13 protein-coding genes are annotated in these 14,868 nt (G+C 61.3%); 9 read left to right on the top strand and 4 right to left on the bottom strand.

The features are described from left to right. The first annotated feature begins 363 nt into the window (after positions 1-363). The 8 genes from acs to ACR0J1_RS13065 all read left to right on the top strand — a co-directional run bounded on the left by acs (position 364) and on the right by ACR0J1_RS13065 (position 9,754). Positions 364-2,328 (top strand): acetate--CoA ligase, encoded by a 1,965-nt coding sequence (gene acs / locus ACR0J1_RS13030; protein WP_480733240.1) that lies wholly within the window; start codon positions 364-366, stop codon positions 2,326-2,328. 7 nt (positions 2,329-2,335) lie between these two features. Then, positions 2,336-3,019: an adenylate kinase gene (locus ACR0J1_RS13035; protein WP_480733241.1), complete on the top strand. Its 684-nt coding sequence runs from the start codon at positions 2,336-2,338 to the stop codon at positions 3,017-3,019. 180 nt (positions 3,020-3,199) lie between these two features. Next, the gene (locus ACR0J1_RS13040) at positions 3,200-3,484 is read left to right on the top strand and encodes a DUF4212 domain-containing protein (RefSeq protein ID WP_480733242.1); all 285 of its coding nucleotides are present in this window, start codon (positions 3,200-3,202) and stop codon (positions 3,482-3,484) included. A gap of 4 nt (positions 3,485-3,488) precedes the next feature. Further along, the gene (locus ACR0J1_RS13045) at positions 3,489-5,273 is read left to right on the top strand and encodes a sodium:solute symporter family protein (protein ID WP_480733243.1); all 1,785 of its coding nucleotides are present in this window, start codon (positions 3,489-3,491) and stop codon (positions 5,271-5,273) included. Between the two features lie 108 nt (positions 5,274-5,381). Next, entirely contained in the window at positions 5,382-7,205 is a 1,824-nt protein-coding gene (locus ACR0J1_RS13050) for a DUF294 nucleotidyltransferase-like domain-containing protein (RefSeq protein WP_480733244.1), read from the top strand. A 27-nt stretch (positions 7,206-7,232) separates the two neighbouring features. Continuing rightward, positions 7,233-7,751: a hypothetical protein gene (locus ACR0J1_RS13055; protein WP_480733245.1), complete on the top strand. Its 519-nt coding sequence runs from the start codon at positions 7,233-7,235 to the stop codon at positions 7,749-7,751. A gap of 2 nt (positions 7,752-7,753) precedes the next feature. Further along, positions 7,754-9,166 (top strand): 3'-5' exonuclease, encoded by a 1,413-nt coding sequence (locus ACR0J1_RS13060; RefSeq protein ID WP_480733246.1) that lies wholly within the window; start codon positions 7,754-7,756, stop codon positions 9,164-9,166. Between the two features lie 87 nt (positions 9,167-9,253). Continuing rightward, on the top strand, positions 9,254-9,754 hold the full coding sequence (locus tag ACR0J1_RS13065) for a flavin reductase family protein (RefSeq protein WP_480733247.1): 501 nt from the start codon (positions 9,254-9,256) through the stop codon (positions 9,752-9,754). Here ACR0J1_RS13065 and ACR0J1_RS13070 read toward each other — a convergent pair. Genes ACR0J1_RS13070 through ACR0J1_RS13080 form a run of 3 tightly spaced genes read right to left on the bottom strand, consistent with a single transcriptional unit; the run spans position 9,751 to position 11,983 of the window. After that, a complete protein-coding gene (locus ACR0J1_RS13070; protein ID WP_480733248.1) occupies positions 9,751-10,230 on the bottom strand; it encodes a DUF6505 family protein in 480 nt (159 codons plus the stop codon). The two genes, ACR0J1_RS13065 and ACR0J1_RS13070, sit on opposite strands and share 4 nt — an antisense overlap. Continuing rightward, positions 10,230-10,925, bottom strand: coding sequence for a biotin/lipoate--protein ligase family protein (locus ACR0J1_RS13075; RefSeq protein WP_480733249.1), 696 nt, complete (start codon positions 10,923-10,925; stop codon positions 10,230-10,232). Before ACR0J1_RS13075 ends, ACR0J1_RS13070 begins: the two co-directional genes overlap by 1 nt. After that, on the bottom strand, positions 10,922-11,983 hold the full coding sequence (locus ACR0J1_RS13080) for an Mrp/NBP35 family ATP-binding protein (protein ID WP_480733250.1): 1,062 nt from the start codon (positions 11,981-11,983) through the stop codon (positions 10,922-10,924). Before ACR0J1_RS13080 ends, ACR0J1_RS13075 begins: the two co-directional genes overlap by 4 nt. 108 nt (positions 11,984-12,091) lie before the next feature. Here ACR0J1_RS13080 and ACR0J1_RS13085 point away from each other — a divergent pair, with 108 nt between their 5' ends. Further along, positions 12,092-12,820 carry a hypothetical protein gene (locus ACR0J1_RS13085; RefSeq protein ID WP_480733251.1) on the top strand — a complete coding sequence of 243 codons (729 nt, stop codon included), beginning with the start codon at positions 12,092-12,094 and terminating at the stop codon, positions 12,818-12,820. On the opposite strand, the gene ACR0J1_RS13090 is transcribed toward ACR0J1_RS13085, so the two are convergent. Beyond that, positions 12,814-14,769 carry a 4Fe-4S binding protein gene (locus ACR0J1_RS13090; RefSeq protein ID WP_480733252.1) on the bottom strand — a complete coding sequence of 652 codons (1,956 nt, stop codon included), beginning with the start codon at positions 14,767-14,769 and terminating at the stop codon, positions 12,814-12,816. The two genes, ACR0J1_RS13085 and ACR0J1_RS13090, sit on opposite strands and share 7 nt — an antisense overlap. Positions 14,770-14,868: the final 99 nt, after the last annotated feature.

A 14,868-nucleotide genomic window follows, 5' to 3' on the forward strand; every position in this document is an offset into this window, starting at 1 on the left:
GCTTGAGGTTGAAGCTAGCGCGTCACCCCGAATGTGCCAACCCCCGCGTCCGGCCACCCCGATCCGGGCGGTGACGACGGGTATGGACTGGCAACAGCTCGACTACGATCCATGAGGGCCTGAAGCGCGTTACAATTTAAGCATTGATTAACAAAGATATTTTCAATTCAGCCTACATTTATTTACAAAATACATGCGAATCCTGAAATTTATTTACAAACAAATGCTGACATTACGGCAATTTATTTATTTCTTTTCCGAACTCCGTATTATCCGGCGTGGGGAGGACGCAGGAACGACATGGCCTGACCCAAGGGCAGTGTCGAACCAACACAATCCAGTCCAGAGGGAGGAGCCTCAACAATGACTACCGCTGCCCAGGCAGATGCCAAAGTATATCCGCCATCCGCAGAGACCGTGGCCCGCGCCCATGTCGATGCCGACAAATACGCGGATATGTACGCCGCCTCGATCAACGACCCCGAGGGCTTCTGGGGTGAGCAAGGCAAGCGGATCGACTGGATTAAGCCTTACACACAGGTCAAGGATGTCAGCTATGATTTCGGCTCGGTCGGGATCAAGTGGTATGCGGACGGAACGCTGAACGTCTCGGCCAACTGCCTGGACCGCCATCTGAAAACGCGCGGCGACCAGACCGCGATCATCTGGGAACCCGACGATCCCAACGATGAGGCGCAGCACATCACCTATGCCGAGTTGCACCGCCGCACCTGCCGGATGGCCAACATTCTGGAATCAATGGGTGTGCGCAAGGGCGACCGCGTAATCATCTACCTGCCGATGATCCCCGAGGCGGCCTATGCCATGCTGGCCTGCGCCCGCATCGGTGCCATCCACTCGATCGTTTTCGCCGGGTTCTCACCCGATGCGCTGGCAGCACGGATCAACGGTTGCGATGCCAAGGTCGTCATCACCGCCGACCACGCCCCGCGTGGCGGCCGCAAAACGCCACTGAAATCGAACACTGACGCGGCGCTGCTGCACTGCAAGGACACTGTGAAGTGTCTGGTGGTCAAGCGCACAGGTGACCAGACCACATGGATCGCCAACCGCGACTACGACTACAATGAAATGGCGCTTGAGGCCGACGACTATTGCGCCCCGGCCGAAATGAACGCCGAGGACCCGCTGTTCATCCTGTATACCTCAGGCTCGACCGGTCAGCCCAAGGGTGTCGTGCACACAAGCGGCGGCTATCTGGTTTATGCCTCGCTGACGCATCAGATCAGCTTTGATTACCACGAGGGCGATATCTACTGGTGCACCGCCGATGTGGGCTGGGTCACTGGCCACAGCTATATCGTCTATGGCCCGTTGGCCAATGGTGCGACCACGCTGATGTTCGAAGGCGTGCCGACCTATCCCGACGCTGGTCGTTTCTGGGAGGTCTGCGCCAAGCATAAGGTCAATCAGTTCTACACCGCCCCCACCGCGATCCGCGCCCTGATGGGTCAGGGCAACGAATGGGTCGAAAAGCACGACCTGAGCGATCTGCGCCTGCTGGGTACCGTGGGTGAACCGATCAACCCCGAAGCCTGGAACTGGTACAACGACGTGATTGGCAAGGGCAAATGCCCCATCGTCGACACGTGGTGGCAGACCGAGACCGGCGGTCACATGATGACTCCCCTGCCCGGCGCGCACGCGTTGAAGCCCGGCGCGGCTCAGAAACCGTTCTTCGGCGTGCAGCCGGTGGTTCTGGACCCGCAATCGGGTGTCGAGATCAACGGCAACGGCGTCGAGGGCGTTCTATGCATCAAGGACAGCTGGCCTGGCCAGATGCGCACCGTCTGGGGCGATCATGAGCGGTTCGAGAAGACATATTTCTCGGATTACAAAGGCTACTACTTCACCGGTGACGGCTGCCGTCGCGACGAAGATGGCGACTATTGGATTACCGGCCGAGTCGATGACGTGATCAACGTCTCGGGTCACCGTATGGGGACTGCCGAGGTGGAAAGCGCGCTGGTTGCCCATGCCGCCGTGGCCGAGGCCGCCGTTGTGGGTTATCCCCATGAAATCAAAGGACAAGGTATCTATTGCTATGTCACTCTGATGAATGATCGCGAGCCTTCGGATGAGTTGCTGAAAGAGCTGCGCACATGGGTCCGGACCGAGATCGGCCCGATTGCCAGCCCCGACGTGATCCAGTGGTCGCCGGGTCTGCCCAAGACCCGCTCGGGCAAGATCATGCGTCGTATCCTGCGCAAGATCGCCGAGAACGACTTTGGTTCACTGGGCGATACCTCGACATTGGCCGATCCGTCGGTTGTCGACGATCTGATCAAGAACCGCGCGAATAAGTGAGGGTGTGATGGACGCAACAGCCACCACCGCTCCCGCCGTTCTGATCCTTCTCGGCCCTCCGGGCGCCGGGAAGGGCACACAAGCCCGTATGCTGGAAGATCAGTTCGGACTGGTTCAGCTCAGCACCGGCGATCTGCTGCGCGACGCTGTCGCCGCGGGCACCGACGCGGGCAACGCCGCCAAGGCCGTAATGGAAGCCGGTGATCTGGTCAGCGACGACATCGTGATCGCCATCCTGCGCGACCGCATGGCCGAACCGGATTGTACCAAAGGCGTCATTCTGGATGGCTTTCCGCGCACCACCGTTCAGGCTCAGGCGCTGGACGGGTTGCTGGCCTCAAGCGATCAGAAGATCGGTGCCGCCATCAGCCTCGAGGTCGAGGATGCCGAGATGGTGACGCGGATTTCAGGCCGTTACACCTGCGCTGGCTGCGGCGAAGGGTTTCACGACACGTTCAAGCAGCCCGTCGTCGAAGGCCAATGCGACAAATGCGGTCATACCGAGTTCAAGCGCCGCGCGGATGACAACGCGGAAACCGTGGCCTCGCGGCTTGAGGCCTATCACGCGCAGACCGCGCCGCTGATTGATTACTACCACTCACAGGGCGTTCTGAAACGGACAGACGCCATGGGACAAATCGACGACATCGCCCGCAACCTGCAAGACCTTGTGGGCGAGGTCATGAGCTAAGGGGAGGAGAGAGGCCCTTTAAGGCTTTGATCCTGAAAGAGAATACTTCAATGGACCGCCTTGGCGGAACAGAGGAGTTTCGTCCGACGTCACGGGACGTCGGGCACAATCGAGAAGCGGCCCACTGCACTGGAGGATTGGGCACGGGCCGCCAAACGAGCAAGCAAGGAGGAACCCGCGATGGCGGATAATTCAACCAACTCTGCGCAGGCTGCCGAGTCCGATAAGGGCTATTGGCAGGCCAACCTGCGTCTTATCTACATCAGCCTCGTAATATGGGCGCTGGTGTCGTTTGGATTCGGCATTCTGCTGCGTCCGCTGCTGTCGGGCATCTCCGTCGGAGGTACAGATCTGGGCTTTTGGTTCGCTCAGCAAGGATCGATCCTGGTCTTTCTGGTGCTGATCTTCAACTACGCCTGGCGCATGAACAAGCTGGACGCTGAATACGGCGTCGACGAGGAGTAACAGCATGGACCAGTTTACCATCAACCTGCTGTTTGTCGGCGCGTCCTTTGCGCTGTACATCGGCATCGCGATCTGGGCCCGTGCGGGTTCCACATCGGAATTCTACGCCGCCGGTCGCGGCGTTCACCCGGTCACCAACGGTATGGCGACAGCGGCAGACTGGATGTCTGCGGCCTCGTTCATCTCGATGGCGGGCCTGATTGCCTTTACCGGCTATGACAACTCGACCTTCCTGATGGGTTGGACCGGCGGCTACGTGCTGCTGGCGCTGCTGCTTGCGCCTTACCTGCGTAAGTTCGGCAAATTCACCGTCTCGGAATTCATCGGCGACCGCTTCTATAGCCAGACAGCCCGTATCGTGGCCGTGATCTGTCTGATCGTCGCATCGGTGACCTACGTGATTGGTCAGATGACCGGCGTTGGCGTGGCCTTTGGCCGCTTCCTCGAAGTGTCCAACACCTCGGGCCTGCTGATCGGTGCTGCCGTTGTGTTCGCCTACGCGGTGTTTGGTGGGATGAAAGGCGTGACCTACACTCAGGTCGCTCAGTACTGCGTGCTGATCACCGCCTACACCATCCCGGCGATCTTCATCTCGCTGCAGCTGACCGGCACCCCGGTTCCGGCACTGGGTCTGTTCGGTGACACCGCCAGCGGTGAGCCCTTGCTGACCAAGCTGGATGCCATCGTGACCGAGCTGGGCTTCAACGAGTACACGACACACCATTCGAACACGCTGAACATGGTGCTGTTCACGCTGTCGCTGATGATCGGTACCGCCGGTCTGCCGCACGTGATCATGCGCTTCTTCACCGTGCCGAAAGTGTCTGACGCACGTTGGTCCGCTGGCTGGGCGCTGGTCTTCATCGCGCTGCTGTACCTGACCGCCCCTGCGGTTGGCGCAATGGCCCGTCTGAACATCAGTGACATGATGTGGCCCAATGGCGGCATCGAAGGTGGCGCTGTCTCGGTCGAGGAAATCGACACCGATCCGCGCTATGACTGGATGGCCACGTGGCAGAAAACCGGTCTGCTGGACTGGGAAGACAAGAACGGCGACGGCAAAATCCAGTACTACAACGACAAGTCGGACGCTCTGAACGCGATTGCCGAGGAAAAAGGCTGGGCGGGCAACGAACTGACCAAGTTCAACCGTGACATCCTGGTTCTGGCCAACCCCGAGATTGCCAACCTGCCGGGTTGGGTGATCGGTCTGGTCGCGGCCGGTGGTCTTGCTGCTGCTCTGTCGACCGCTGCTGGCCTGTTGCTGGCGATCTCGTCGGCTGTGTCCCACGACCTTATCAAGGGCGCGATCAACCCGCAGATCTCGGAAAAAGGCGAGCTTCTGTCGGCACGGATCGCAATGGCTGTGGCCATCGTTGTGGCAACCTATCTGGGTCTGAATCCTCCGGGCTTCGCGGCGCAGACTGTTGCTCTGGCGTTCGGTCTGGCGGCTGCCTCGATCTTCCCGGCGCTGATGATGGGGATCTTCTCGACCCGCATCAACAACACCGGCGCGGTTGCTGGTATGCTGGCTGGTCTGACCGTCACACTGGTCTACATCTTCCTGCACAAGGGCTGGCTGTTCATTCCGGGCACCAACTCGTTCACCGATGCTGATCCGCTGCTGGGTCCGATCAAGTCGACCTCGTTCGGCGCAATCGGTGCCATGGTCAACTTCGCCGTCGCCTACTTTGTTGCAGGCGCGACCAAGGAGACCCCGCAGGAGATCAAAGATATGGTCGAAAGCATCCGCATTCCCCGTGGTGCGGGCGCAGCTCAGGATCACTGAGTTTAATGCGGTCGGCGGCCCTTGCCTCTGACCGCATTTTTCGATCCACTGTTCCCGCCCGGCATTCCACCGGGCGGGATTTTTCATTCAGAACCCCGGAGACACCCCATGCCCCTGTCCCATGACGAGATCACGCGGTTTCTGAAATCCGTCCACCCCTACGATTCGCTGCCAGCCGAGGCGCTGGACGATCTGGCCAAGCAGATCGATGTCTGGGAAATCGACGAAGGTGCGTCGGTATACGAGCTGGGCCACGCCATGCCCGGCGTGTTTGTCATCTATGAAGGACAGATCGAAATAACGGATGAAAACGGCGCCGTAGTATCCCATCTGGGTTTGCGCAATTCGTTTGGCGAACGCGGCCTTCTGAAGGATGGCAAGGCTGCGACCAAAGCACAGGCGCATACGCCCTCGGTCCTGATCGTGCTGCCCCCCGATCTGGTGCGGGACCTGATTGCCGGGCATGATGTCGTTTCGAAATTCTTCAATCGGACCCGCGTCAACCGTGCCGGGCCGCACAGTCTGGCCACCAGCGCGGTCGATATCCTGATGGCCCGCAACCCCGCCACCTGCCCGCCCGACACCCCGGTCCAGACTGCCGCGCAGATCATGCGCGACCGCCATATCTCATCGCTGTGCGTCACAGAAGGCGATGCCCTGCGGGGTATTGCGACCCTGCGTGACATCTCGGGCAAATACGTGGCTGACGCCATGCCTGCAGAAACCCCAGTTTCGGCCATCATGACCCGCAATCCGATCACCCTGTCACCGTCAGATATCGGCTCGGACGTTCTGCATGTGATGATGGAACGCGGCATCGGCCATATTCCCATCGCCGAGGGCGGTCGGCTGGTCGGCATGGTCACACAGACCGACCTGACCCATTATCAGGCTGTCAGCTCTGCCGAACTGGTGCGCCGGATCGCGCGAGCGGATACAGCCACGGAAATGGCCGTCGTCACCGCCGAGATCCCGCAACTGCTGGTGCAGCTTGTGGCGGGCGGTAACCGGCACGAGATCGTCACCCGCCTGATCACAGACATAGCAGACACCGCGACCCGCCGCCTGTTGGCATTGGCCGAGGCCAAGTTGGGCCCGCCGCCGGTGCCTTATCTGTGGCTGGCCTGCGGATCACAGGGTCGGCAGGAACAGACAGGCGTGTCCGATCAGGACAACTGCCTGATGCTGGATGACAGCGTGACCGAGGCCCAGATGCCCTATTTCGCCGAGCTGGCCAAGTTCGTCTCGGACGGGCTGGATACGTGCGGGTATTTCTATTGCCCCGGCGATATGATGGCGACCAACTCGCGCTGGTGCCAGCCGGTGCGCGTGTGGCGCGACTATTTCAAGGGCTGGATCGCCAAGCCCAACCCCGAGGCACAGATGCTGGCCTCGGTCATGTTCGACCTGCGTCCCATCGGCGGCACCTTTGCGCTGTTCACCGATCTGCAGACGGATACGCTGGCAGCCGCCAATGCGAACTCGATCTTTGTGGCGCATATGGTTTCGAACTCGCTGAAACACACGCCGCCTCTGGGCCTGCTGCGCGGTTTCGCCACGATCCGCTCGGGCGAGCATCGCAATACGCTGGACCTCAAGCATAACGGCGTGGTTCCGGTCGTCGATCTGGCCCGGGTCTACAGCCTTCAGGGGCGGCTGACCGAGGCCAACACCCGCGCCCGCCTCAGCGCAGCCGAGGCGGCGGGCGTGTTGAGCGCATCGGGCGCGCGCGACCTTCTGGATGCCTATGACCTGATCGCCGAAACCCGGCTGGAGCATCAGGTTCGGCTGGTCAAATCGGGTGCGGCGCCGGACAACTATCTGCCGCCATCCGAGCTGTCGGATTTTGAGCGAAGTCATCTGCGCGATGCCTTCGTGGTGGTAAAGACAATGCAATCGGCGGTGGGCCACGGCAAAGGAATGCTGGGCTAAGACCCTTCGCAAGAACGGAGAGACACGATGTTTCTGGAACTGATCGGCACGGTTTTCGCGGGCTTCGCGTTTGCGGGGCTCGTCATGGTGCTGAACAAGCTGACCGGAGGCCGCCTGCCCAAATGGGCCGCTCCGGTCGCCGCCGGTATCGGGATGATCGGCATGACCATCTCGAGCGAATATTCGTGGTATGGCCGCACCGTCGACACGTTGCCCGAAGGGCTGGAAATCGTGCAAGAGGTCGAAAGCCGCGCCCTCTATCGCCCCTGGACATACGCGGTGCCCTTCGTCGACCGGTTCGCCGCCATCGACACCGTATCGGTGCGCACCAACAACAAAGTACCGGACGAACGGCTGGTCGATCTCTATTTCTTTGGCCGCTGGGCCCCCCGATCCATGATCCCTGTCGCGGTCAACTGCGCCGATAACAGCCGTGCCAATCTGGCCGACGGGGCGGAATTCGCCGATGACGGACGTCTTGTGAACGCCGACTGGATCGAGGCCCCAGCCAATGATCCCGTAATCGAGGCAACCTGCGGAGTCTGACGATGCTCAACCACCTGAGCCTGCGCCTGAGGGTATTTCTGTTCTTCTTACTGCTGGCAGCGGGTGGGCTGATCATCAGCGCGCTGGCCCTATGGATCAGCTACAAGCGCCTCGACAACCCAGCCTTGATTGATGCCTATATCTTTGCCGAGATTCTGATCGCTTTCGGCCTGCTGGCCCTGATCGTCGGCGTCTGGCTGTTGTTCGATGATAACGTCGCCAAACCGATCGAGCGGCTCTCGGCCCAGTTGCGGGCCCGGGCCCATGCTGGCGTCAGCACCGATCTGGACCTGCAGGCCGCGCGCTATTTGGGCGATCTGGCCCCCGCCGCCGCCGGCTTGGCAGAGCAGCTGGCCGCCAACGCCATGAGCACAGCCGAAGCCGTCGCTGCAGAAACTGCTCATCTGGCCTCGGAAAAACAGCGTCTCACCGCGCTGCTGACAGAAATTCCGGTTGCCATGTTGCTGGCCGGACCAAAGCACCAGATCGTCCTCTATGACGCGCAGGCGGCTGAGGTTCTGGCCCAGATCGCGCATCCGCGGCTGAACGCTTCACTGTTTGACTATCTGGAAGCGACGGGCCTGACGGATGCCTATGCCAAGCTGATCAAGACCGGCAAGGACGTCTACTGCAGCCTCAGCAGCGTTGACGGGCGGCAGACCTATTCGGCGCGGATGAAGCCGCTTGGCGACGCGCCCGGCTATATGCTGGTGTTCGAAGACAGCGTGGCGCGGATCGCCCCCGAGGACGCTCGCCCGTTGGTCTATGATTTCGAACTTCTGGATACACCCGGTGATGACGCGTTCGAGGATCGGCCTCTGTCGGATCTTTGTTTTGTGGTGTTCGACACCGAAACTACCGGGCTTTTGCCGCACAAAGACGAGATCGTACAGATTGGCGCGGTGCGCGTCGTCAAAGGCAAGATTGTCGACGGTGAGCGGCTGGACACTCTGGTCAATCCCGGCATTCCGATCCCGCCCGCCTCGACCAAGGTGCACAAGGTCAGCGACCGGATGGTTCAGGGCGCGCCGGACATTGCAGAGGCCGGGCGAAGCTTTCACCAATTCGCCCGCGATGCGGTGATTGTTGCTCATAACGCGCCATTCGACATGGCCTTCCTGCGCCGCCACGCAGACCGAATGGGGGTCGAGTGGACCCACCCCATTCTCGACACGGTTCTGCTGTCGGCGGTCCTGTTCGGAGCCAGCGAGACGCACACGCTGGATGCGGTCTGTGATCGGCTGAGCATAGAAATCCCCGAAACCCTACGCCACACGGCTTTGGGTGATGCCGTCGCCACCGCCGAGGCGCTGGTTCGGATGCTGCCGATGCTGAGCGCACGCGGCATGGTGACCTTTGGCGATGTCATCGCGGAAACGCGCAAACACGGGCGGTTGCTGGAAGATCTGAACTGATCGGAAATTCCCGAAATCGCGTCAGCTTTTCGTGGACAATCCCCGCGTCGCATGGCACCTGAGACAGGCCCATTGGATAAGCGCGCGATGACGGAAAAGACATTCATTCCCGGCCCTGAACAGAGCCTTGCCTTTCGCGAGGCCTTGGGCTGTTTCGGCACCGGCGTCACGGTGGTTACCACAAATACCGCGCAAGGACCTGCCGCGATCACGGTGAACTCGTTCGCTTCTGTCTCGCTGGATCCGCCGCTGGTCTTGTGGTGTCTGGATCGGAATTCGAACCGGTATGATGCGTTCAGCACGTGCGAGCATTACGCGATCCACGTGATGGCACAGGATCAGCATGATCAGGCGTTGCAGTTCGCGCGCAACGGGTTCGACTTTTCCCATGCGGATTGGCAGGAAGACGACGCCGGGCGGCCCCGGCTTGCCGAATGCCTCGCCCGGTTCGACTGCCGCCTTTCAGACCGTCATGAGGCCGGAGATCATCTGATCCTTGTCGGTCATGTCGACAAGGTCATGCACCGCCCCGGTCAGGGGTTGATCTTCAAGCGCGGTCAGTTTGGCGGGTTCGCGGACCTGATCTAATCGTCCAGCGACCCGTGAACGGCCAAGGCCTCAAGCTGGGTCTCTTGTGGGGTGATCACGCGAAACGCCTCATGCACCCCTGCCCCGGTCAGTTCGCGGGCGACGGTCAGCAGCGTATTTGGCGCGTGATCCTCGCACATCTCGGCCATATGCGCGATTTCGGTTTGCGCCACCTCCATCGCGGCCTCGACCGAAGGTGCACCGTAGAACTGCACGAAATGCTCGGCCAGATATTGCGTGATCTGGTCAATCTCGGCCTGTTCGACCTGCGTGACGGCAACAAAGGTCACGCGTCCAAATGTCTCCAGCCCCAGCCAGCCATTGGCAAAAGCCTGACGCGCCTTGCCCTCAAGATCGCCCTCACCCCAGTTCGAGAACTCGAACCCGCCCGAAATGCACCACTCGCCCGTCCGCGCCGGAGAATGGAACACACTCATATCGCTTTCATCGAAGTGGATTGCACGGGCGAGTTTCATCAGGTGGTCTCCAACAAATCGGTCAGCGGGCGCAGGTGGGTGTCGGCCCCATCGCGGATCAGCATTCCGAACCGCTCATCGGTGCCCAGAAAGACGCCGGTGTCGCCGATGGGCTCTCCAACACCACGCAGCAGGCCCATCCATTCGGCGTGCAGAGGCGCGTTGCCGTCCTCTTGCCAACGGTTCAGCCAGGTCAGCATGTGGCGCGACCAGCTTTCGACCAGCTGCGTCGCCGAAACCTCGGCGCACCCTTCGTCATAGAGCGCGGTGACATCCGGGTTTTCCCCCGGCGCGTCGCTGGTCTGCAGCAGCGCCAGTTCCCAGCCGACGATCAGCCAATCGGGCACTTCATCCGCCCGGGTCGAAGAGGCGGCAACCTTCAGCATCCCACATTTAGCCCCGTTCACACAGATCAGCCCATTCCAGCCCAGATGCACCGCAACCTCGGGCGGGGCCAGCGCGCCCAGCGCATTCTGAAACCCGACCGCGCACAGCGGCAGCATCGCCATCGCGTCCTGCAGCGGAACCTCGGGCGCAAAAACGATGGCCACGCGTAGGCGATCTGCCTGAATGTTGTGGACCACCGTCCCCCCATCGCAACCCAGCGCCGCCATGGCTTGCGCCTGCTCGAACGGGTCCTGTCCGGCCTTTGCGGGGTGCCCGTCGAGTAGCGGGGGAAAGACCGGCTGGGTCATGCGCTGCCTTTAGCAATCAGGTCGCGGGCGATCTTGCGGAAAGCCTCGGCCTGCGGTGTGTCGGGTTTGCTGACCACGATCGGCGCCCCTCCGTCGGCGGCCACGCGGATATCCAGATGCAGTGGGATTTCCCCCAACAGCGGCACACCCAGCGATTCAGCCTCGGACGCCACGCCGCCATGGCCGAAGACGTGCTCTTCGTGGCCACAGTTGGAACAGATATGCGTCGACATATTCTCGATCATCCCAACGATGGGCGTCTTGAGCTGGTTGAACATATCGATCCCTTTTCGGGCATCGATCAAAGCCACGTCCTGCGGTGTCGAGACCACGATCGCACCATCCACCTGAAACTTCTGGCTCAGCGTCAACTGCACGTCACCGGTGCCCGGCGGCAGGTCGACGATCAGCACGTCCAGCGCGCCCCATTGCACCTGACTCATCATCTGCTGCAACGCGCCCATCAACATCGGACCACGCCAGACAACCGCTTGTCCTTCGTTGGTCATCAGGCCCATAGACATCATCGTGACGCCATGATTGCGCAGCGGCAGGATCGTCTTGCCATCCGGGCTGGCCGGACGGCCCGACACGCCCAGCATCCGCGGCTGCGACGGCCCATAGACATCCGCGTCCAGCAGACCCACGCGCCGCCCTTCGGCTGCCAAGGCGCAGGCCAGGTTGGCCGAGACGGTCGATTTGCCGACACCGCCCTTACCGGACGCCACAGCGATGATCCGGTCCACGCCGGGCACTGCCTGCGGGCCGGTTTGCGAAGGTTTGGGCTTCGGCTTCAGATCCGGCGGGGCCTTGTCCGAATGCGCCGTCATCATCGCCGAGACATTGGCAACCCCATCCACCATCTGCGCCGCCTGCTCGGCGGCGGCGCGGACGGGTTCCATCTTTTCGGCGTGTTTGGGATCGATCTCCAGCACGAACCGCACGGTGTCACCTTCAACATTCAGTGCACGCACAATACCCGCGCTGACGATATCCTGCCCCGAAACCGGGTCGGTGATCTTTTTCAGGTTCGCCAGAACCGCGTCACGGATGCTCATGCCTTTACCCCGTTTACCTGCCCAACCATGTGGCTGATTTTCATTGCATGTCTCTCCGTCTCATTCAGTTTATTTGACGCATCCGGTTTGCCGCCGTTAGGTTTGGCCATGCGCTTTGTCCTGTTGTGCCTTAGCCTGACGCTCACCACCAGCCCCTCTCGGTCGCAAGAGGCGTTGGGCCTTGCCGCCCCGGATGAGGTGACAGACTCGGGCCTTTTGCAACATATTCTTCCGCGCTTCTCTCTCAAGACCGGGATACGCGTTGTTGCGGATGAAAGCGGCGTCATGTCACTGGCGCCTTCCGCACCCGGCGATCCGGTCTTTGCCCGTGATGGGGTGATCTATCACCTGCGCATCGATGACAGCGCCAAACAGGAGCGGTTCCGCGACTGGCTGCAATCCGATATCGGCAAGCGCACGGTCGAGGGCTTTGCGCCCTCCGAAGGCGCTCCGTTCACTGCAAGTTTCGAGATCACTGTTATCACTGAGGACGTCGAAATCGACGGCAACGCACTGTTGGGCGAGGATCTGTCCATGACCCATTGTGGCCGCTGCCATGTGATCGGTCCGCAGAACCGTATGAACGGTCTGGGTTCCACGCCCTCTTTCGCGGTGCTGCGCGCAATGCCAGACTGGTCCGAGCGATTTCAGGCCTTCTTTGCACTGAACCCGCACCCTGCCTTCACGCAGATCGAAGGCGTGACCGAGCCCTTCCCGCCAGAGCGCCCCTCGCCCATTCATCCGGTCGAGATGAGCCTTGATGACCTTGAGGCGATACTGGCCTTCGTCGCCGCCCTGCGCGCCGCCGATCTGGGCGCTCCGCTGCAACTTCAGTGATCCTTGCGCTTTGAGAAATAGTCGTCAGTGGTGACAACCTTTGGTCTGGGGGCCGACTGGAACGGGTTGTCAGTGCTGTGGAACTGGGCGTTCACCCGGCAATTGTCGCACATCTGGATCATCCGTGCCTGATCCGAGGTGGCAAACATCGGGTGCGTGCCCGACAGCTTGTCCATAATCCGCTCAACAGTTGATTTCACACCAAAGGCCGCGCCGCATTCGACACATTCGAACGGTTCTTCCTCGTTCAGCACCTGTTGCGATAGGGTATTGTCACTCAGATCGAGCTGAGGCACCAGCGTGATCGCCTGCTCGGGGCAAATCGTGCGGCAGATACCACATTGCAGACAGGCGTCCTGCTGGAAGTTCAGCTGCGGCTTGTCCGGGTTGTCGATCAGCGCGCCCGAGGGGCACAGCGACACGCAGCTGAGGCACAACGTACAGGTATCAGTGTTCACCGCGACTGCGCCATAGGGCGCGCCTTCGGGCAAGGACAGTGGTGCTTCAGCCCCAGGATTCAAAGCCTGTGCGGCAAGTCTGGCGATTTGGCGACGGTTGCCAAGCGGCAGCACTGGATCGGTCAAAGGCGGCGGCACCTCTTGTGCATATAGCAGATCGGCCAAAGCATCCGGGTCGGCCTCATCGATCAGGCCGAGGGCACCCTGCCCTGCAATGGCCTGCGCCAATAGCAGTTCCCGATCCAGCGCATCGCGCTCGGTCTTTGGCCCCATCAAGACATCAACCCGCGCGAAGCCATGGGCCAGCCCGGCCAGCATTTCGGCATGCCCAAAGCCCGAGACCACGTTCAGCTCCAACGGAATGACATCTGCAGGCAAGCCCCGGCCAAACCGCGCCGCCATCCGGATCATCTGCGCGCCATGCGCATCGTGTATCAACAGGCGCGGCGCGGTGCCACCTGCGCGCCGGAACGTGCGGGCCAGAATATGCATCCGCGACAGCAGCGCCGAAACCGGCGGGTCTTCGTAGGTGATCGCAGTCGAGGGGCACAGGGCAGAACATTCACCACACCCGGCGCAGATCATCGGATCTATGGCTACGTGATCGCCCGCAGGGGTGATCGCGCCCGTCGGACAGATATCCAGACAATTCGAACACCCCATCTGCTCGGCCCGCGCATGGGCGCACAGTGTTTCATCCAGCCGCACATAAAGCGGCTTCTCAAACGTCCCGACCAGTTGCGCCGCATCAAAGGCAAGGCGCGCGACTGCGACCGCGTCGCGGGGATCGGCGCGCAGATATCCCTCGCGCTTGTCGGGGGCCGCGACCAGAGGCGTTCCTCCGGTCACATCAACGACGATATCACAGCGCGAGGTTGCCCCGTCTCGCGGGGCGCTCCAGCGGAAACCACCGCGCCCGCCGGGCTCGAGCTGCTGCACCTGATCCAGATGCCATGTGAAGCCGCCCAGCGCCCCAGTCAGGTTGCGCACCCGCGCTTTAGCCACATCAAAAGCACGGCTTAGGGGATCGGCATCGTCCGTCACCAAAACCGTCACCGCCAAAGTGCCGGACAGATCTTCGGCCAGTGGATAGGCAACCGCACCGGGGCCGATGATGCAACAGGTGCCTTCGCTAATCACATCGACGCTGGCGGGGGCCGCGCCGGGCAACAGCGCTTCGGCGGCCAGCGCTGCCATTTTGGGCGTTGCGTCCGCGCCCTGCTCGGACCACCCGGCCCGGTCGCGCAGATCGACAAAGCCGGGTTCTTCAACGCCCAACTCCTCGGCCAGTTCGCTGAACACGGCGCTTTCCTGCCCGCAGGCGATCACTACCTGATCACCACCTTGCAGAAGATCAGCCGCAGCCTGCAGCTGTTGAGTGCAAAGCGCTGTGTGCACCTTGGAACATGCCACCTCGCAACCTGCAGCGATGCCTTCTGCATTCAGCGTTTGCGTTCCTTCGCAATCACACAAAACGAGTTTGCTGGCCATGTCCCCTCCCTGGCGCTGCTAGCTGCACGTCAGCACCTTAGACCTAATCCGGGCCGAGGCAATGCGATGGCTAGGCGAAAATCCGAAAATATGCACTAT

Source organism: Ruegeria sp. CJ3 (genome assembly GCF_056536725.1).